This window comes from Acinetobacter sp. Z1 (assembly GCF_024296945.1).
In the GTDB taxonomy this organism is placed as follows: domain Bacteria; phylum Pseudomonadota; class Gammaproteobacteria; order Pseudomonadales; family Moraxellaceae; genus Acinetobacter; species Acinetobacter beijerinckii.
The window spans coordinates 3,198,947-3,213,827 of sequence record NZ_CP101115.1 but is presented as its reverse complement, the minus strand read 5'-3'; the positions used below and the strand labels follow the sequence as shown (position 1 = coordinate 3,213,827).

14 protein-coding genes are annotated in these 14,881 nt (G+C 38.9%); 6 read left to right on the top strand and 8 right to left on the bottom strand.

Annotation, left to right across the window (positions count from 1 at the left end; translation table 11 throughout):
• Nucleotides 1–72: 72 nt before the first annotated feature.
• Nucleotides 73–846: an IclR family transcriptional regulator gene (locus NGC85_RS15205; RefSeq protein ID WP_005050976.1), complete on the bottom strand. Its 774-nt coding sequence runs from the start codon at nucleotides 844–846 to the stop codon at nucleotides 73–75.
• A 427-nt stretch (nucleotides 847–1,273) separates the two neighbouring features.
• Here NGC85_RS15205 and NGC85_RS15200 point away from each other — a divergent pair, with 427 nt between their 5' ends.
• The 3 genes from NGC85_RS15200 to NGC85_RS15190 all read left to right on the top strand — a co-directional run bounded on the left by NGC85_RS15200 (nucleotide 1,274) and on the right by NGC85_RS15190 (nucleotide 4,633).
• The gene (locus tag NGC85_RS15200; RefSeq protein WP_254732221.1) at nucleotides 1,274–3,367 is read left to right on the top strand and encodes an FUSC family protein; all 2,094 of its coding nucleotides are present in this window, start codon (nucleotides 1,274–1,276) and stop codon (nucleotides 3,365–3,367) included.
• A complete protein-coding gene (locus NGC85_RS15195; RefSeq protein ID WP_005061048.1) occupies nucleotides 3,360–3,560 on the top strand; it encodes a DUF1656 domain-containing protein in 201 nt (66 codons plus the stop codon). Before NGC85_RS15200 ends, NGC85_RS15195 begins: the two co-directional genes overlap by 8 nt.
• 71 nt (nucleotides 3,561–3,631) lie before the next feature.
• Nucleotides 3,632–4,633, top strand: coding sequence for an HlyD family secretion protein (locus NGC85_RS15190; protein ID WP_254732220.1), 1,002 nt, complete (start codon nucleotides 3,632–3,634; stop codon nucleotides 4,631–4,633).
• Between the two features lie 175 nt (nucleotides 4,634–4,808).
• Here the strand turns inward: NGC85_RS15190 and ruvX are convergent, their stop codons facing one another.
• From ruvX to recN, 3 genes are all read right to left on the bottom strand, one after another.
• Nucleotides 4,809–5,252: a Holliday junction resolvase RuvX gene (gene ruvX, locus NGC85_RS15185; RefSeq protein ID WP_005050986.1), complete on the bottom strand. Its 444-nt coding sequence runs from the start codon at nucleotides 5,250–5,252 to the stop codon at nucleotides 4,809–4,811.
• Nucleotides 5,245–5,799, bottom strand: a complete 555-nt coding sequence (locus NGC85_RS15180; protein ID WP_005050989.1) for a YqgE/AlgH family protein — start codon at nucleotides 5,797–5,799, stop codon at nucleotides 5,245–5,247. The genes ruvX and NGC85_RS15180 overlap by 8 nt, the downstream gene beginning before the upstream one ends.
• A gap of 114 nt (nucleotides 5,800–5,913) precedes the next feature.
• Nucleotides 5,914–7,575: a DNA repair protein RecN gene (gene recN, locus NGC85_RS15175; protein WP_254732219.1), complete on the bottom strand. Its 1,662-nt coding sequence runs from the start codon at nucleotides 7,573–7,575 to the stop codon at nucleotides 5,914–5,916.
• A 353-nt stretch (nucleotides 7,576–7,928) separates the two neighbouring features.
• On the opposite strand from recN, the gene NGC85_RS15170 reads away from it, so the two are divergent.
• From NGC85_RS15170 to NGC85_RS15160, 3 genes are all read left to right on the top strand, one after another.
• Complete coding sequence (locus NGC85_RS15170; RefSeq protein WP_005050993.1) at nucleotides 7,929–8,255, top strand: pyrimidine/purine nucleoside phosphorylase; 327 nt, start codon at nucleotides 7,929–7,931, stop codon at nucleotides 8,253–8,255.
• Between the two features lie 189 nt (nucleotides 8,256–8,444).
• Complete coding sequence (gene rlmB / locus NGC85_RS15165; RefSeq protein WP_254732218.1) at nucleotides 8,445–9,194, top strand: 23S rRNA (guanosine(2251)-2'-O)-methyltransferase RlmB; 750 nt, start codon at nucleotides 8,445–8,447, stop codon at nucleotides 9,192–9,194.
• Nucleotides 9,195–9,224: 30 nt separating this feature from the next.
• Nucleotides 9,225–10,136 (top strand): DMT family transporter, encoded by a 912-nt coding sequence (locus NGC85_RS15160; protein WP_254732217.1) that lies wholly within the window; start codon nucleotides 9,225–9,227, stop codon nucleotides 10,134–10,136.
• On the opposite strand, the gene coaE is transcribed toward NGC85_RS15160, so the two are convergent.
• Genes coaE through pilB form a run of 4 tightly spaced genes read right to left on the bottom strand, consistent with a single transcriptional unit; the run spans nucleotide 10,133 to nucleotide 14,565 of the window.
• Entirely contained in the window at nucleotides 10,133–10,738 is a 606-nt protein-coding gene (gene coaE, locus NGC85_RS15155; RefSeq protein WP_169108869.1) for a dephospho-CoA kinase, read from the bottom strand. The two genes, NGC85_RS15160 and coaE, sit on opposite strands and share 4 nt — an antisense overlap.
• 3 nt (nucleotides 10,739–10,741) lie before the next feature.
• Nucleotides 10,742–11,602: an A24 family peptidase gene (locus NGC85_RS17450; RefSeq protein ID WP_302885508.1), complete on the bottom strand. Its 861-nt coding sequence runs from the start codon at nucleotides 11,600–11,602 to the stop codon at nucleotides 10,742–10,744.
• On the bottom strand, nucleotides 11,602–12,828 hold the full coding sequence (locus tag NGC85_RS15140) for a type II secretion system F family protein (protein ID WP_254732216.1): 1,227 nt from the start codon (nucleotides 12,826–12,828) through the stop codon (nucleotides 11,602–11,604). Before NGC85_RS15140 ends, NGC85_RS17450 begins: the two co-directional genes overlap by 1 nt.
• A gap of 24 nt (nucleotides 12,829–12,852) precedes the next feature.
• Nucleotides 12,853–14,565, bottom strand: a complete 1,713-nt coding sequence (gene pilB / locus NGC85_RS15135) for a type IV-A pilus assembly ATPase PilB (RefSeq protein ID WP_254732215.1) — start codon at nucleotides 14,563–14,565, stop codon at nucleotides 12,853–12,855.
• Nucleotides 14,566–14,881: the final 316 nt, after the last annotated feature.

The following is a 14,881-nucleotide window of genomic DNA, read 5'->3' as shown; positions in this document are numbered from 1 at the left end:
CATAATCATAATATGAGAATTTATTGATATTTACAACGCTAAAAAATGTAAATATTTTTTAATATTCTCATCTTAGTTACTTTGATTTTCGATTAATGTTGAAAATTTATGCTCAATTTGTGCTGCATTACTTTGTAATATTTCAATTAATTTTTGGACATTTAAGAAATCAAAACGATTTTTAGAGGCAACAAGTGTTAAGGCAATAGGGGCTTCTTTGTTTGAAAAACGAATTGGCACGGAGAGACCACAAACCATAGGGTCAATCTCACCTTCTGATAAATAAAAGCCCTGTTTTTTAATTTTTCTCATTTTTTGGGTGAACTCATCTAAGTTCTGCGCAAAACCAACCTGTGCAAGTTCTTTAGTGAATTGATGATAATAGGCTTGAAATTGCTGTTTACTTAAATGCGAAATGACAATTTTTGGAGAAGCACCAATAAAAACGGGGCGTGGACAACCTCGACCAAATGAGAGCAGTTCCGCTTCTTTGTAAGTTTCATGATGTAAGTCGATACAATAATCATGATTTAAATAGGTTAGTAAACAACAAAGCTCGGTACGTTCCACGATATCACGCATGAAAGGGATACTGATTTGAACCAATGGGTCTGTGCTATGTGAAATATAGTCAAGCACTGCGATTTTAGAACCTAAAGTGTAATCGCCTGAAGTACCACTAATACGTTTCAAGATATCGGTAGAAACTAATTCTTTAAGATAACGATAAGCAGTCGGTTTGGAGAGACTGAGTTCATCACAAATGATATCGACATTGATAATCGGACGTGAGACTGAAAATAAATCCAGCACGGTGAGAATTTTACCAAAACTCGAAATTGCCATGATGAGCCATCTACTCCATTAAATAACGTGAAAATCGAAACATTCTTGCTTTATATCAGAAATGCCGTATGTCGTGTATGGGATTTTCAATCTGATTCGTTTGGATCACCAAACGAATTGAAATTATGAGAAAAGCACGAAATTTATCAATTGAAATGAATTCATTTTAATTGATATTATCAAATGGTGATAATATTTGTTGACTATATTGCTATTTTTTGAAAAAATTACAAATACAATGTCTTATTTGGATAATTGGCTGAATACTATTTATTCAAAAATTCTTCCAGCATTGCGTATTAACCTCCTTTATTGGCTTTTCTTTTAAGTAACTGATTTGGATATCTCTAAATCAGAGCGTTGATTTGTCACTTTCATTAATGTGATGAACACTGATGTTAAGCCAGTGTGATACAGAGACCCGTTCATGTTATTGAAACAGTTGTTGGCTTTCCGACCAAGTCGACTTGACCTCATTTTTGCATGCAAGACATTTGTAGCTGGCATGCTGGCACTGTTTATTTCATTTGAACTGGATCTGATTAATCCAATGTGGTCGATTGGCACGGTGATGATTATTGCGAATCCCTATTCAGGGATGGTGTCTTCAAAATGTGTTTATCGTTTAGTGGGGACCTTCGCAGGTGCAATCATTGCTTTATTGCTGACACCTCATTTTATTAATACCCCTTGGTTATTCACCATTATTTTATCTTTGTGGGTTGGCTTTGCTTTATATGTTTCTTTGCTCGATCGTACACCGCGAAGCTATGTATTTATGTTAGCGGGTTATTCGACAGCAATGATTGTCTATAACGCGATTACCTATATTGATACCTATAATATTTTTGATATTGCCGTGGCACGCGTATTGGAAATTTCGGTTGGCGTAATTGCAACCGCAGTGGTTTCTGCGACGTTTTTCCCTGTTCATATCGGTGCACTGATTAAACAACGCGTCAATAAAACGTTAAATGATTTAGAAACGACCTTTGAAAAACTTATTACGGTTCAACAGACATCAGAAAATTATACGCAAATTTTGTCGGTCATCACGCGTGATGCTTCAGATATTCATGCTTTGGCTGTGCATTTGGCTTATGAAAAAGGTGAGCTAAAAGGCATGACCAAACCCTTGCAGGAGATGTTGCATCAGGTGTCGTTGGTAGTCGCTAATTTGGTGGCTTTATCTCAAAGGATCAAGCAACTTGAACAGATGCAGTTGGTAAATCTTGTTGCACATTTAAATGCTATTCGCGAGTATACCTTAGCCTTTTTGAAGCAAGAGCGCAGTTTAGTACCTAGTGATTTATTAACATTACCTCATGGCTTTGAAGATGATTTTAATCAATTGATTGATCGTGCAAGTGCGGATCAACAGATTGTACTTGCTGCTTTAAAAATGGATATACGTCATTTTATTTCGAATATCTTGGCGGTCAAACTACTTTGGCAGCAGATTCAGCAGGGTAATAAAGAGATACCACCTGAAATTACAGCGATTACAACCAGATATCCAAGTTTGCATCGCGATCATGGCATAGCAATTCGCGGAGGGATTAGTGCCGTATTGATCACTTTTATTGTGACCGCTGCATGGATTGTTTCAGGCTGGAAAGCAGGCTTTATGATGGCGCAAATGGGTGCAATTACAGCATGTATTTTGACGGCTTTAGACAATCCTGTACCTGTATTACGGATCTTTATTTGGGGGAGTTTGGTTTCAGCGGTTTTGGTATTTGTATATGCATTCGGTATTTTTCCGCACGTTACCCACTTTTGGCAGTTGGCATTGGTTTTATTTCCTGTGTTCTTAGTCGCTGTAAGCATGATGGCGAATCAGATGCTGATGCCCGTGGGTATGGTGCTAGGAATTAACACCATGATGGGATTGAATCTGCATAATAAATATAGCATCGATGCTGTTTCTTATTTAGATAGTTCATTTGCCATGATCCTCGGTGTGCTTGTTTCACTGATTGTGATTGACCTTGTGCGTGCGGTTTCACCTGATACCAGTGCGACACGAATCTTAGCATTGCATTATCAAGCCATGCGTCAAGCACTGAGTCTGTCATATGGCATCGAGTTCAAAATTCATTTACGCAGCATGTTAGATCGTGTCGGTGTGTTGAATACAAAAATGGTACAGCATCCTGATATTAAGCAATCGATACAGAATGCATTGATTGAGAGTAGCTCAATTATTGATTTAGTGCGTTTACAAGAAATTAGTCAAAAGCTTCCTGAGCATATTTATTTACAAAACGAAGTGAACATTTTGCAACAGCAACTTGCTGACTATTTTCAAGCGCAAGAAAAGCAATTATCACTCAATCATTTTTCAGTTCAGATTGTTCGTCAAATCAAGTTGTTGCAAGAAATTGCACAGCAGCTAGATGACGCTCAGTTAAGTCGAAGACTATTAATTTCTCTCAATAATATCTGTGAAAGTATTGGGCATGTCGCGACAGATCAAATGAGTTCAGAAACATATGACGTAGGTATAGCGCATGGGTGAGATTAATGTTTATGGGATCTATATTCCCATTCTTTTGGTTCAAGCAATTATAGCCTATGTGATTTTTAAGCTTATGAGTCCATTGATTGATCGTTTGGTCGCGAAAGAGTGGATCGCTCTACCAAGCATATTTAATTTGTGCTTTTACTTGGGTTTGCTGTTATTGGTGCATTGGATATTCATTTGGCTGTAGGTCGTACGTTTCAAAATAGAGATTCAATCCTAAATTTAATCATTTAAAGATATGTGGTAAAGGTAATCAACATGAATGCATTTGATGTGCGAAAAGTCATACGTCCTGTGGTATTGGTGCTTTCGGTTTTAATTGCGATTTATGCAATCGTGCATTTATGGAATTACTATAATGCTGCGCCATGGACACGTGACGGGCGAGTCCGTGGTGATGTGATACAGGTCGCTTCTGATGTCAATGGTTTGGTAACAGAGGTCTTGGTACAGGATAACCAAACGGTTAAGAAGGGACAGGTGCTCTTTAAAGTTGATGTTGCACGTCAAGCACTTGATGTTGAGCAAGCTAAGTCTGATTTAGCTAAAGCCAAAGCGGGTCTCGCACAGGCACACGCAAATTTGGCCGGTGCTAAAGCCAGTTTAGTCAAGACCGAAGCCAATATGAAACTTGCAGAAAAAAATGCAGCACGTTATGCCAGTTTGATGGATGGTGCGATTTCTAAGCAAGAACAAGATCAAGTGCTTTCAACACGTGATCAAGCCTTAGCTGAGCGTGAACAATACACAGCAAGTATTGAACAAGCCAATGCTGCTATCCAACAACAGCAAGCGCTGATTGAGGTTGCAAATAGTAATTTGCATTTGGCTCAGCTCAATTTAAATCGATCAGAAGTCGTTGCTCCCGCAGATGGAACTTTAGCAAACTTTGATTTACGTGTTGGTAATTATGTGAAGATTGGACAAGCAGTTGCTGCATTGTTAGATCGTCATCAGCTTTATGTCGTGGGATATTTTGAAGAGACCAAATTGAATCGTATTCATGTCGGAGACGTTGCAACAGTTCAATTGATGGGTGATCGCCAGTTGATTCACGGGCATGTTCAAGGAATTGCGACAGGCATTGAAGATCGAGAGCGTTCAGGTAGTTCTAATTTATTGGCAAATGTAAATCCAACCTTTAGTTGGGTACGTTTAGCACAACGTGTCCCTGTAAAAATCATGCTTGATGAGCAACCACAGAATCCGTTGGCTTTTGTTTCAGGGCGCACAGCGACAGTTCGAATTATTGAGAAGTAGCGATATACAACATTTTCTCAAATATTCATCCACGCTCAATTTAAATATGCAATTTGACCTACTTTGAGAGAAACCAAAGTAGGTCAATCGGGACTATTTCTTCTTTAGATGCTTTAGCAGAAACAAAACAATTGTTTATAACAATAGACAAAATAAAAAGATTGAGTATTTACGGTTAAGGCGTAATGCCCGCAGGATCACGATACCAACTTTGGATGAGTAGAGCTGCTGCAAAACTATCGGCTGATAAGCGTTTAGCCTGACCTTTATTTTGATAAGACTCTAATTCTTCTCTCGCTTCGCGGGTTGTCAAGCGCTCGTCTACCATCCATGTTTCCACATTGGTTTGATGGCGTAGGCGACGTGCAAATTTCCGCGCACGAGCAGAGAGTTCAGACTCACTATCATCCATATTAAGCGGTAAACCAACTAAAAATAAGTTAGGTTGCCATTCTTTGACTAGTTTCAAGAGTTGATTCCAGTCTGGAATACCATCTTTCATGATAAATAGAGGAAGGGGATTGGCACTTTCAATACTGGATTGACCAATCGCGATCCCCATTTTTTGTGTTCCAAAATCAAATGCCATAATGGATTGTGAGGTTTTTAAATCAAGCATGACCGATCTCTGAAGCAAACCAAGTACGGTCTACACCAATTTTCTTGTATGCTGCATCCCAACGATCGTCATATGGTAGGTTAAAAATCAAATCCATGTCTGAGTCACAAATCAGCCAATCACCACGCGCCATTTCTTCTTCAAGTTGATTCTTCCCCCAACTTGCATAGCCTAAAGCAATTTGATAACGCCCAACCCCTTCATTATGCGCAATTGCATCTAAAATATCTTTACTGGTCGTGATACAGACATTTTCACCTACAGCAATTGATGAATGCCATGTTGGTTGACCTGTATGTAGTACAAAACCTGCTTCAGGGCGTAGCGGACCACCTTGTAAAACCGCATGTGGTTGTACATTATCTGCATCGATTTCTAAATCATTTAGCAATTCTTTGATTTGTAAATCGGAAGGACGATTAATCACAATGCCTTGAGCGCCGTCTTCATCATGGCGTGCAACATAGATGACTGTATTAGCAAAGAAGTCATCTGCCATGTCTGGTGGAGCGATGAGACAACGATGAGTTAAATATTGTTTCGTCACCTAGGCGGTACTCCATCAAAATATTATGTTGATTGATCTATATAGGTTCTTTTTATCAACATACAAGAGTTAATCGGATTTCGCCAATCATTTTCTAATATTTTATAAGCGCATTTAGTTAGGTTGGAATTTAAGTTGACGTAGTTGTTTCGCGTGCTGCAACGTGGTTTCACTAATTTCAACGCCACCTGACATGCGAGCAAGTTCTAAAATACGTTGCTCTTCATTAAGTTCAATGATGGTGCTGCTGGCGGGATCGGTTTGTTGTTTTTTCACCAGTAAATGCTGATCGGATTGAGCAGCAACTTGAGCTTGATGTGTAATACAAAGTAATTGAACATGTTGAGCTAAATCTGCCAATAATCGACCGACCACTTCCGCCGTTCCACCACTAATACCAACATCAATTTCATCAAACACCAATACTTCAGATTCGGTTTTTTCTGCATTCATCACTTGCATAACCAATGCAATACGTGAGAGTTCACCGCCTGATGCAACACGTGCTAAAGGCTGAGCTGGAATGCCTTTGTTGGCGGTAAATAGAAGTTGAATAAAGCTCAAACCTTCGGCATTTTCTGATTCCATCGGTTCAAATTTAAATTCAAAATAGGCTTCAGGCAGAGCAAGTGCTTTTACTTGTTCAGTGAGTTGTTTTGCCAGTGGAATCGCTGCTTCACGTCGAATTTCATCTAAATATTGTGCTTTTTGTTTATAGTCTTGGTATGAGATTTCAACCTGTTCAGCCAAAGTTTCAGGATCTTCTAACTGATGTAATTGTTCTAATTCTTGTTGCCATGTCTCATATTCTTGTTTGAGTAATTCTGGCTGAGTGCGATGTTTACGCGCTAAGCGATGAAAGATTTCTAAGGTTGCATTGAGCTGTTCCATCCGTTCGGGATCAAAACTTTGACGATCAATAAATTGACGTAAGCTCGCAGTAGCATCGTCTATTTCGCTTTGTGCATTTAACAAGGCGTTATAAATATTGGCTAATTGTTCGCTACGGCCAGCATGAGATTCTAGCCGACGAATGATTGAGGCAACTTCTTGGGTAATATTCTGTTCCGCTTCATCCAAGACATTGAGGCTATAACTACAGTCTTGCATGATATGTTCGTGATGGCTAAGTCGATCAAACTCTTGTTCGGTTTCTCGATAATCCGTTTGAATAATCTCTTCAAGCTCTTCAATTTGTGAGGCTAAATTTTGAATTTTTTGAATACGTGTCGCCTGTGCATCTAAAGCAGATTGGTGTTGTCGAATGTTTTTCTGCCAAGTCGAATAGGCGTCACGCACAGCATTGGCTGGTTCTGCAAAATTATTATAACGGTCTAACCAATGTTTAGGATAGGGTGGTTCAAGTAACTGTTGTTGGCTGTGCTGACTATAAAGTTGTACCAGTAAACGTCCAATTTCTTTCAATTCAGCTAAGCTACTTGGGCGCCCATTGATCCACGCTTTACTACGACCTGTGGCAAAAATGACACGTCTTAGATGAATCTCACCAGAATCATCACCAAGTTCATGTTCTGTTAACCAATTTGCTTCAGCACTATCAGATTGATAACTAAAAACGGCAGTAATATCTGCTTTATCAGCACCATAACGCACATAGTTGGTATCTGTACGTTCACCCAAGCAAGCAGATAGTGCATCTAACAATAATGATTTTCCTGCACCTGTTTCTCCAGTCAGCACATTAAAGCCTTGTTCAATATCCAATGCCAAATGATCTGCAAGTGCAAAATTAATTAAAGTTAAATGGGTGAGCATATATGCATCCAGTGCATGAAATCTTTTGCTTAAAGATAGAGAAATTTTAGCAAGGCGACAAGAGTATCTTGTTTGATCCGAGCAAATCAGTGCTGATTTTTTGAAACTAAGATGTTTGCAATCTTATTGTAAATAAATAACTTGATAATTTAGGGGAATAAAATTCTGAGCTATAGTGTGAAACTCAATGTTTAGTGGATATATCCGCTTTTTTATTTTGCGAAATTCTTTAGTCGAAAGGTATGAAAATTGCTGAGTAAGCATGATAAAAATGGATTGATTAGTGACGCAGGCGCAATTAAACTACATCCATCATAACCTAATATAAATGCTGCATTATTTGGAGAGTAGGCATGAGTTCAGTGCAGTTTGATCATGTTACGGTCATTAAAAAGTCAAATGTATATTTTGGCGGGGCATGTATCAGCCATACCGTACAATTTGAAGATGGTACGAAAAAGACGTTAGGTGTGATTTTACCCACTGAACAACCTTTAACTTTTGAGACCCATGTGCCTGAGCGTATGGAAATCATTTCTGGCGAATGTCGTGTAAAAATTGCAGATAGTACAGAAAGTGAATTATTTCGTGCGGGGCAGTCTTTCTATGTTCCTGGCAATAGCATGTTTCATATCGAAGCTGATGAAGTGCTCGATTATGTTTGCCATCTAGAAGGCTAACCTATTCAACTGTAAATCGAGTACACTATATCTAAAGAGAATCCTGTAAGTCATTTACAGGATTTTTTTATTAAACTCTTTTGCGGAGCTATTCGCTCTTCACCTGTAAAGTTACTTTGCAGGATTTTTATTTTTCTAAATTTCATTTTTTCTCTCTGAGTTCATGAGGGAATGCAGACGAGGTCGTTCATGGCAAAACCTGAATATTATTATGGCGTTCATTCGGTGGAGTCATTGCTAGAGTTAGAGCCTGAACGAGTTTTGACTTTATTTACTTTAAAAGGTCGTGACGACCAACGGCTACAAAAGATTTTGCAACTTGCAGAACCTTTTGGGATTAGCGTACAAAAAGCAAGCCGTGATAGTTTGGAAAAGTTGGCGGGTTTGCCTTTCCATCAAGGCGTAGTTGCAGCTGTGCGTCCGCATCCAACCTTAAATGAAAAAGATTTAGATGATTTAATGCAACAAAATCCAGATGCTTTGTTACTGGCGCTAGACCAAGTCACTGATCCTCATAATCTTGGTGCTTGCATTCGTACTGCTGCTGCGATGGGCGTTCAGGCAGTGATCGTTCCGCGTGATCGTTCCGCAAGCTTGACACCGACTGCTCGTAAAGTGGCAGCAGGCGGTGCAGAGAAAGTTAAATTTATCCAAGTGACTAATTTAGCGCGAACCTTAGCTCACTTAAAAGAAACGACTCATACACGAGTGATTGGCACCATGTTGGATGAGAAGGCTCTGCCGATTCAACAATGTGATTTTAAGGGCCCTGTTGTGATCGTAATGGGTGCAGAAGATACGGGGTTGAGACCGATTACCCAGACTCAGTGTGATCATACAGTCTATATCCCGATGTCTGGTGATTTACAAAGTCTAAATGTAAGTGTAGCCACAGGCATGGCACTTTATGAAGCATGCCGCCAACGTAGTGTTGTATAATTAGGTCAAGTATTGCCAATGTAATTCCAAATGACCGTTCGTACGCAAGGTTATCTATTTGTATTGATTACAATGTGCATTTGGGGAGGATTTACGATTTTCTCCCGTTTAAATGCACATTGGCATATTAGTATGTGGGATCTTGTCGCAATGCGTTTTGCAATTGCCTCTCTGATATTATTGCCTGTTTTAATTTATAAAAAAGATTTGGCCTTCTTATGGCATCCTAAGCCTGTGATCTTGGCATTGATCGGTGGTTTAGCCTATTGTTTCACGGTATATACTGCTTTTTTACATGCGCCAGCAGCTCATGCCGCTATTTTTCTAAATGGTTGTATTCCTCTATGTACCGCTGTAGCAGCTTATATCTTATTTAGACAACCCTTTGATAAACATACTTGGTTGAGCTTGATTATCATGATGGCTGCATTGGCATTGATGAGCTATTTAATGCTACAAGATCAAGCTTCAGTATTGGGATGGGGGGATGTACTACTTTTTATTAGTGCTGCATGGTGGGGTATTTTTACTGTTTTACTCAAACAATGGAAACTATCAGCTTGGCATGCAACTGCGGGAGTGGTGATTTGGTCAGCAATCATTTATTTACCCATTTATATTTTATTTATTCCTAAACATTTTCAGGATGCGGTGCCAATCCATTTGCTGATTCAAGGATTATTTCATGGTGTATTAGTGGTTATTGTCGCTACATTAACCTACGTTGCAGCCATCCAACGCTTAGGTGCATTTAAAACAGGAAGTATTGTCACGTTAGCTCCTTTTATTGCAGCTATTGTTGCTGTGCCCTTATTAAATGAAAACCTAAACCCTGCAATTATCTCTGGTTTAATTGGTATGGGGATTGGAGCATTACAGCCTTGGCGATGGTTGCGTAAAGATAGTTTAATAACCAAGCTTGAGCAGCAAACAAAAAACTAAAAAACGTGCTCGGATTTCTGTAAGTATTTAAGGTGTAGTGGCTTTAATTGTTGGTGTAAGTGCTCTAACAATCCATCATTAAGTACAACATCATTGGCAAGTTGCAATTTTTGAGCTCTTGGCATTTGAGCGGCAATAATACTCCGAATTTGTTGTTCAGTTTGACCATCACGTTGACTTGCACGTTGCAACTGCGTTTGCTCTTCAGCATCGATCAGTAAGGTATGATGGGTGAGTTCATGTTGATTCGTTTCAAAAAGAAGAGGCGAGACTAAAATCACATAAGGACTTTCAGCTTGTTTGAGTTGTTGAGTAATTGATTGACGAATAGCAGGGTGAGTAATTTTTTCTAAAGTTTGACGGGCTTCAGGAAATTGGAAAATATGATCGCGAAGTGCTCGGCGATTTAGACTGCCATCTTCGAGTAAAACCCAATCTCCAAAAATGCGCTGTATTTCTTCTAAAGCAGGTTGTTTAGGTTCTACAACTTCACGAGCAACGATATCCGCATCAATAACGGTGATACCTTGAGACTCGAACCATTGCGTGGCAGCAGATTTACCGCTGCCGATACCACCAGTAATTCCCAAGATAAAACTCATATATCAACCACCCAAATACATTTTCATAATTTGATCACCCCATAGAAAAGCAATCCAACCTGCGATTGCAATATAAGGACCAAATGCAAAAGGCTGATTTTCACCTCGCATCTTCATTAAGATGATACCAATGATTGCGCCAACCATAGAAGACAATAATACAATTAAAGGTAACATCATCGGACCCATCCAAGCGCCCAAAGCAGCGAGTAACTTGAAATCACCGTAACCCATACCTTCTTTGCCAGTTATGATCTTGAAAACATAATAAACAATCCAAAGACATAGGAAGCCAATTAAGTAACCCCAAATAGCAACATGAGCCGTCGTATAAATTGCAAAGCTGTTAATTCCTAAGCCTAATGCAGCTAAAGGTAATGTAAATCGATCAGGTAGAAGCTGAGTATCGAAATCAATAAAAGTTAAGGTGATGAGTGTCCATGTGAGAATCAAACCAAACAGCATTTGGATGGTCGCACCAAATACAACCACAACGATCAATGAACAAATCATGGTTAATAGTTCAATAAACGGATAGCGAATACTAATTGGATTGTCACAAGCGCCACACTTTCCGCGCAAGATAAGCCAACTGATGACAGGGATATTCTGATACCAGCGGATAGGTGATTTACATTTAGGACAGGTGGATGCCGGTTGGCTTAAAGTTAATTGGTGTTCATCTATAATCGGTTGTTCAGAATGTAGTAGCATTTGACATTCTTGATGCCATTCTTGTTCCATCATTTTAGGAGTTCTAAAAATTACAACATTTAAAAAACTACCGATACATAAACTAAAAAGCCCAACTGCAATATAAAGCGCAGTTGGGTTTCCGATAAAATAAGAAAGTAATTCTTGCATTAGACCACAGAACCCATTTGGAAGATTGGTAGATACATGGCAATCACCAAGCCACCAACAAGAACGCCTAAGATTGCCATAATCAGTGGTTCCATCATTGATGTAAGACCGTCGACAGCATTATCAACTTCATTTTCATAATGGGTTGCCACTTTATCTAACATACTATCTAGAGCACCAGATTCTTCACCAATCGCAACCATTTGAATTGCCATTGATGGGAAACGATTTGATACACGCATTGCAAATTGAAGCTGTTGCCCAGTCGCAACATCTTCACGGATTTTCATCACGGCTTCTTCATACACTACATTGTTGGTCGCGCCAGCTGTTGACTCGAGTGCATCAATTAATGGAACACCTGCTGCAAATGTTGTTGCTAGTGTGCGGCTATACCGCGCAATAATCGCTTTATATATCAGATCACCGAATATTGGAGCTTTAAGTGCCATTTTATCGAGCAGATCACGAAATTTTTTACTACGCTTCTTTGCTTCTAGGAAACTTGCTATCACAGCGGCAATCGCAATGATTAAAAGAAACCAATATTCTTGCATCCATTTGGACATATTCACCACCATTTTGGTAAAAGCTGGGAGGTCTGCACCGAAAGAGCTAAAGAGATCCTGGAATACTGGAACCACTTTGACCATCAAAATGATGGTAACTATTACAGCGACTAAAATTACCGAAATAGGATATTTCATGGCTTTTTTAATTTTCTGTTTAAGTAACTCGCTTTTTTCCTTATAGATCGCTACGCGATCAAGCATAGTTTCTAAGGCGCCTGATTGTTCGCCAGATTCGACCAATGAGCAGAATAAATTATCAAAATATTGCGGATATTTTTTCAATGCACCTGCAAAGGTATTTCCGCCTTCAACTTCACCTTTAATGCCTAATACCACTTCACGCATCGATGGATTTTCTAAGCCTTCAGCAACAATTTCAAAGCCTTGAACCAATGGTACGCCTGCTTTCATCATAGTTGCGAGTTGGCGCGTGAAAATAGTGATATCAAGCGTTGTGACTTTCTTTTTCATCAAACCTTCGAGAATATTTTTACGTTTCTCTCGAATATTTTTGATTGTAACACCTTGCTTTCGTAATGTGACTTTCGCTAAAGCCATATTACGAGCAGGAAGTTCCCCTTTAACCTTCGCCCCTTTACGATCAACCCCTTCATAAGCAAAAGTAGGCATCATTTGCGCTTTTTTAGCTGCCATGATTAGTAATCCTTGTTATTAATTTTATTCACTTGTTACTCGGTTGACTTCTTGCAAAGAAGTTATTCCTTGCATCACTTTTTTCAGACCCGAGCGACGTAGGTTATTAAAGCCTGCTCTTTCCGATGCAGAAGCAATCTCTATGGCATTGCCATCTTCCATGATGATCTTTGAGATTTCTGGTGTCACTTTCATTACTTCATAAATACCAACACGTCCTTTATAACCTTCTCGACATTCAGCACAGCCAACAGGTTGATAAATTGTGAGTTCTGGATCTGCTAAATCTTGTTCTGTGAAACCAAGTTCTAAAAGACTTTGTTTAGGAACATCTGTTGGTATTTTACATTGTGCGCATAAACGACGTGCTAAACGTTGAGCAATCACTAAGTTGACAGACGTTGCAATATTAAATGAAGGAACCCCCATATTACGTAAACGTGTTAATGTTTCAGGAGCACTGTTGGTATGGAGTGTTGACATCACCATATGTCCTGTTTGCGCAGCCTTGATGGCAATTTCAGCCGTTTCAAGGTCACGAATCTCACCAACCATGATAATGTCGGGATCTTGGCGTAAGAATGCTTTCAATGCAGCAGAGAAGGTAAGTCCTGTTTTGGGATTCACGTTGACTTGGTTAATCCCTTCCAAGTTGATTTCAACTGGGTCTTCGGCAGTTGAAATATTGGTATCTTCAGTATTGAGAATATTCAAACCAGTATATAAAGATACAGTTTTACCTGAACCAGTTGGGCCTGTAATTAGTAGCATGCCTTGTGGCTTATCAAGTGCTTCTAAAAATAGTGCTTTTTGCTCATCCTCATAGCCTAAAGCCTCAATTCCGAGCATGGCACTGGATGGATCTAGAATACGTAAAACGAGTTTCTCACCAAACAGGGTGGGTAGCGAATTGACACGGAAATCAATGGCTTTGGTTTTAGATAGCTTTAACTTAATACGACCATCTTGAGGCATTCGCTTTTCAGAAATATCCATTTGCGACATTACTTTTAAACGCGATGCTAATCGATTTGCCATCTGCAAGGGTGGATTTGCAATTTGTCTTAAAACGCCATCGACGCGATAGCGGACACGATACATTTTTTCATAAGGTTCAAAATGTAAGTCTGATGCGCCCATACGAATCGCATCAATCAAGAGTTTGTTGATATATTTTACAATCGGTGACTCATCACTTTGTGTATTATCATCATCTTCTGATGGAGCTTCTGTACCGACATCAACATCTAGATCAAAATCTTCACTATCACCAAAATCAAAACTTGAACTATCACCAAACTGTTGTTCAATCAGTTTGTCTAATTTATTGAATTCGACAATGACAGCTTCTATGTTGAGTTTTGTATTAAAGCGAATCGCATCTAATGCATCAATATTGGTGGGATTGCTGGTAGCGACATACAAAATCTGTCCACGCTGAAGCAAAGGCACCACACGATGTTTCTGAATGAGTTTGTTATCGGTTAACTCACGTGGTAGTAAAGCAGTATCGTAAACCCCTAAATCAAATAGTGGTTCTCCAAACTCGACAGAGATACTTTCCGCAATGGTAAGCGGAGCAAGACGATGATGTTCTATTAAATGAGCAACAATATCTTGGTGAGCCTTTTTTGCTGCATCAATTGCATTTTGCATATTTGATGCAGTCATGTGACCATCTTCAACTAAACGTCGAATAAACCCAGAAAATTTTGGAGACGTATGTAATCCTGACATCTGTCCGCCTTATGACAATATGGTTATAATAGCTATGAAGAAAATTATACTTTTGTTACGTAAAAATACTACTAGAGAAAATGTCGTTTTTGACGTGATTCAGTTGAAAAACTTTGAACTGATCGAATGTTTTAACAAATAATTTTTCAAAAAGATATCTTGTTTAGAAAACATAAAGAAAAAAGAGCATGGAATTAAATTGATTTCTATGAAATACATAGCCTACTTGCTTTCTGAAATATGCATTATTGCTTGATTAATTAAATTACAATGTTGATTTAAATTTAAACACTATAAAAAAATGAATTTTCTAAAA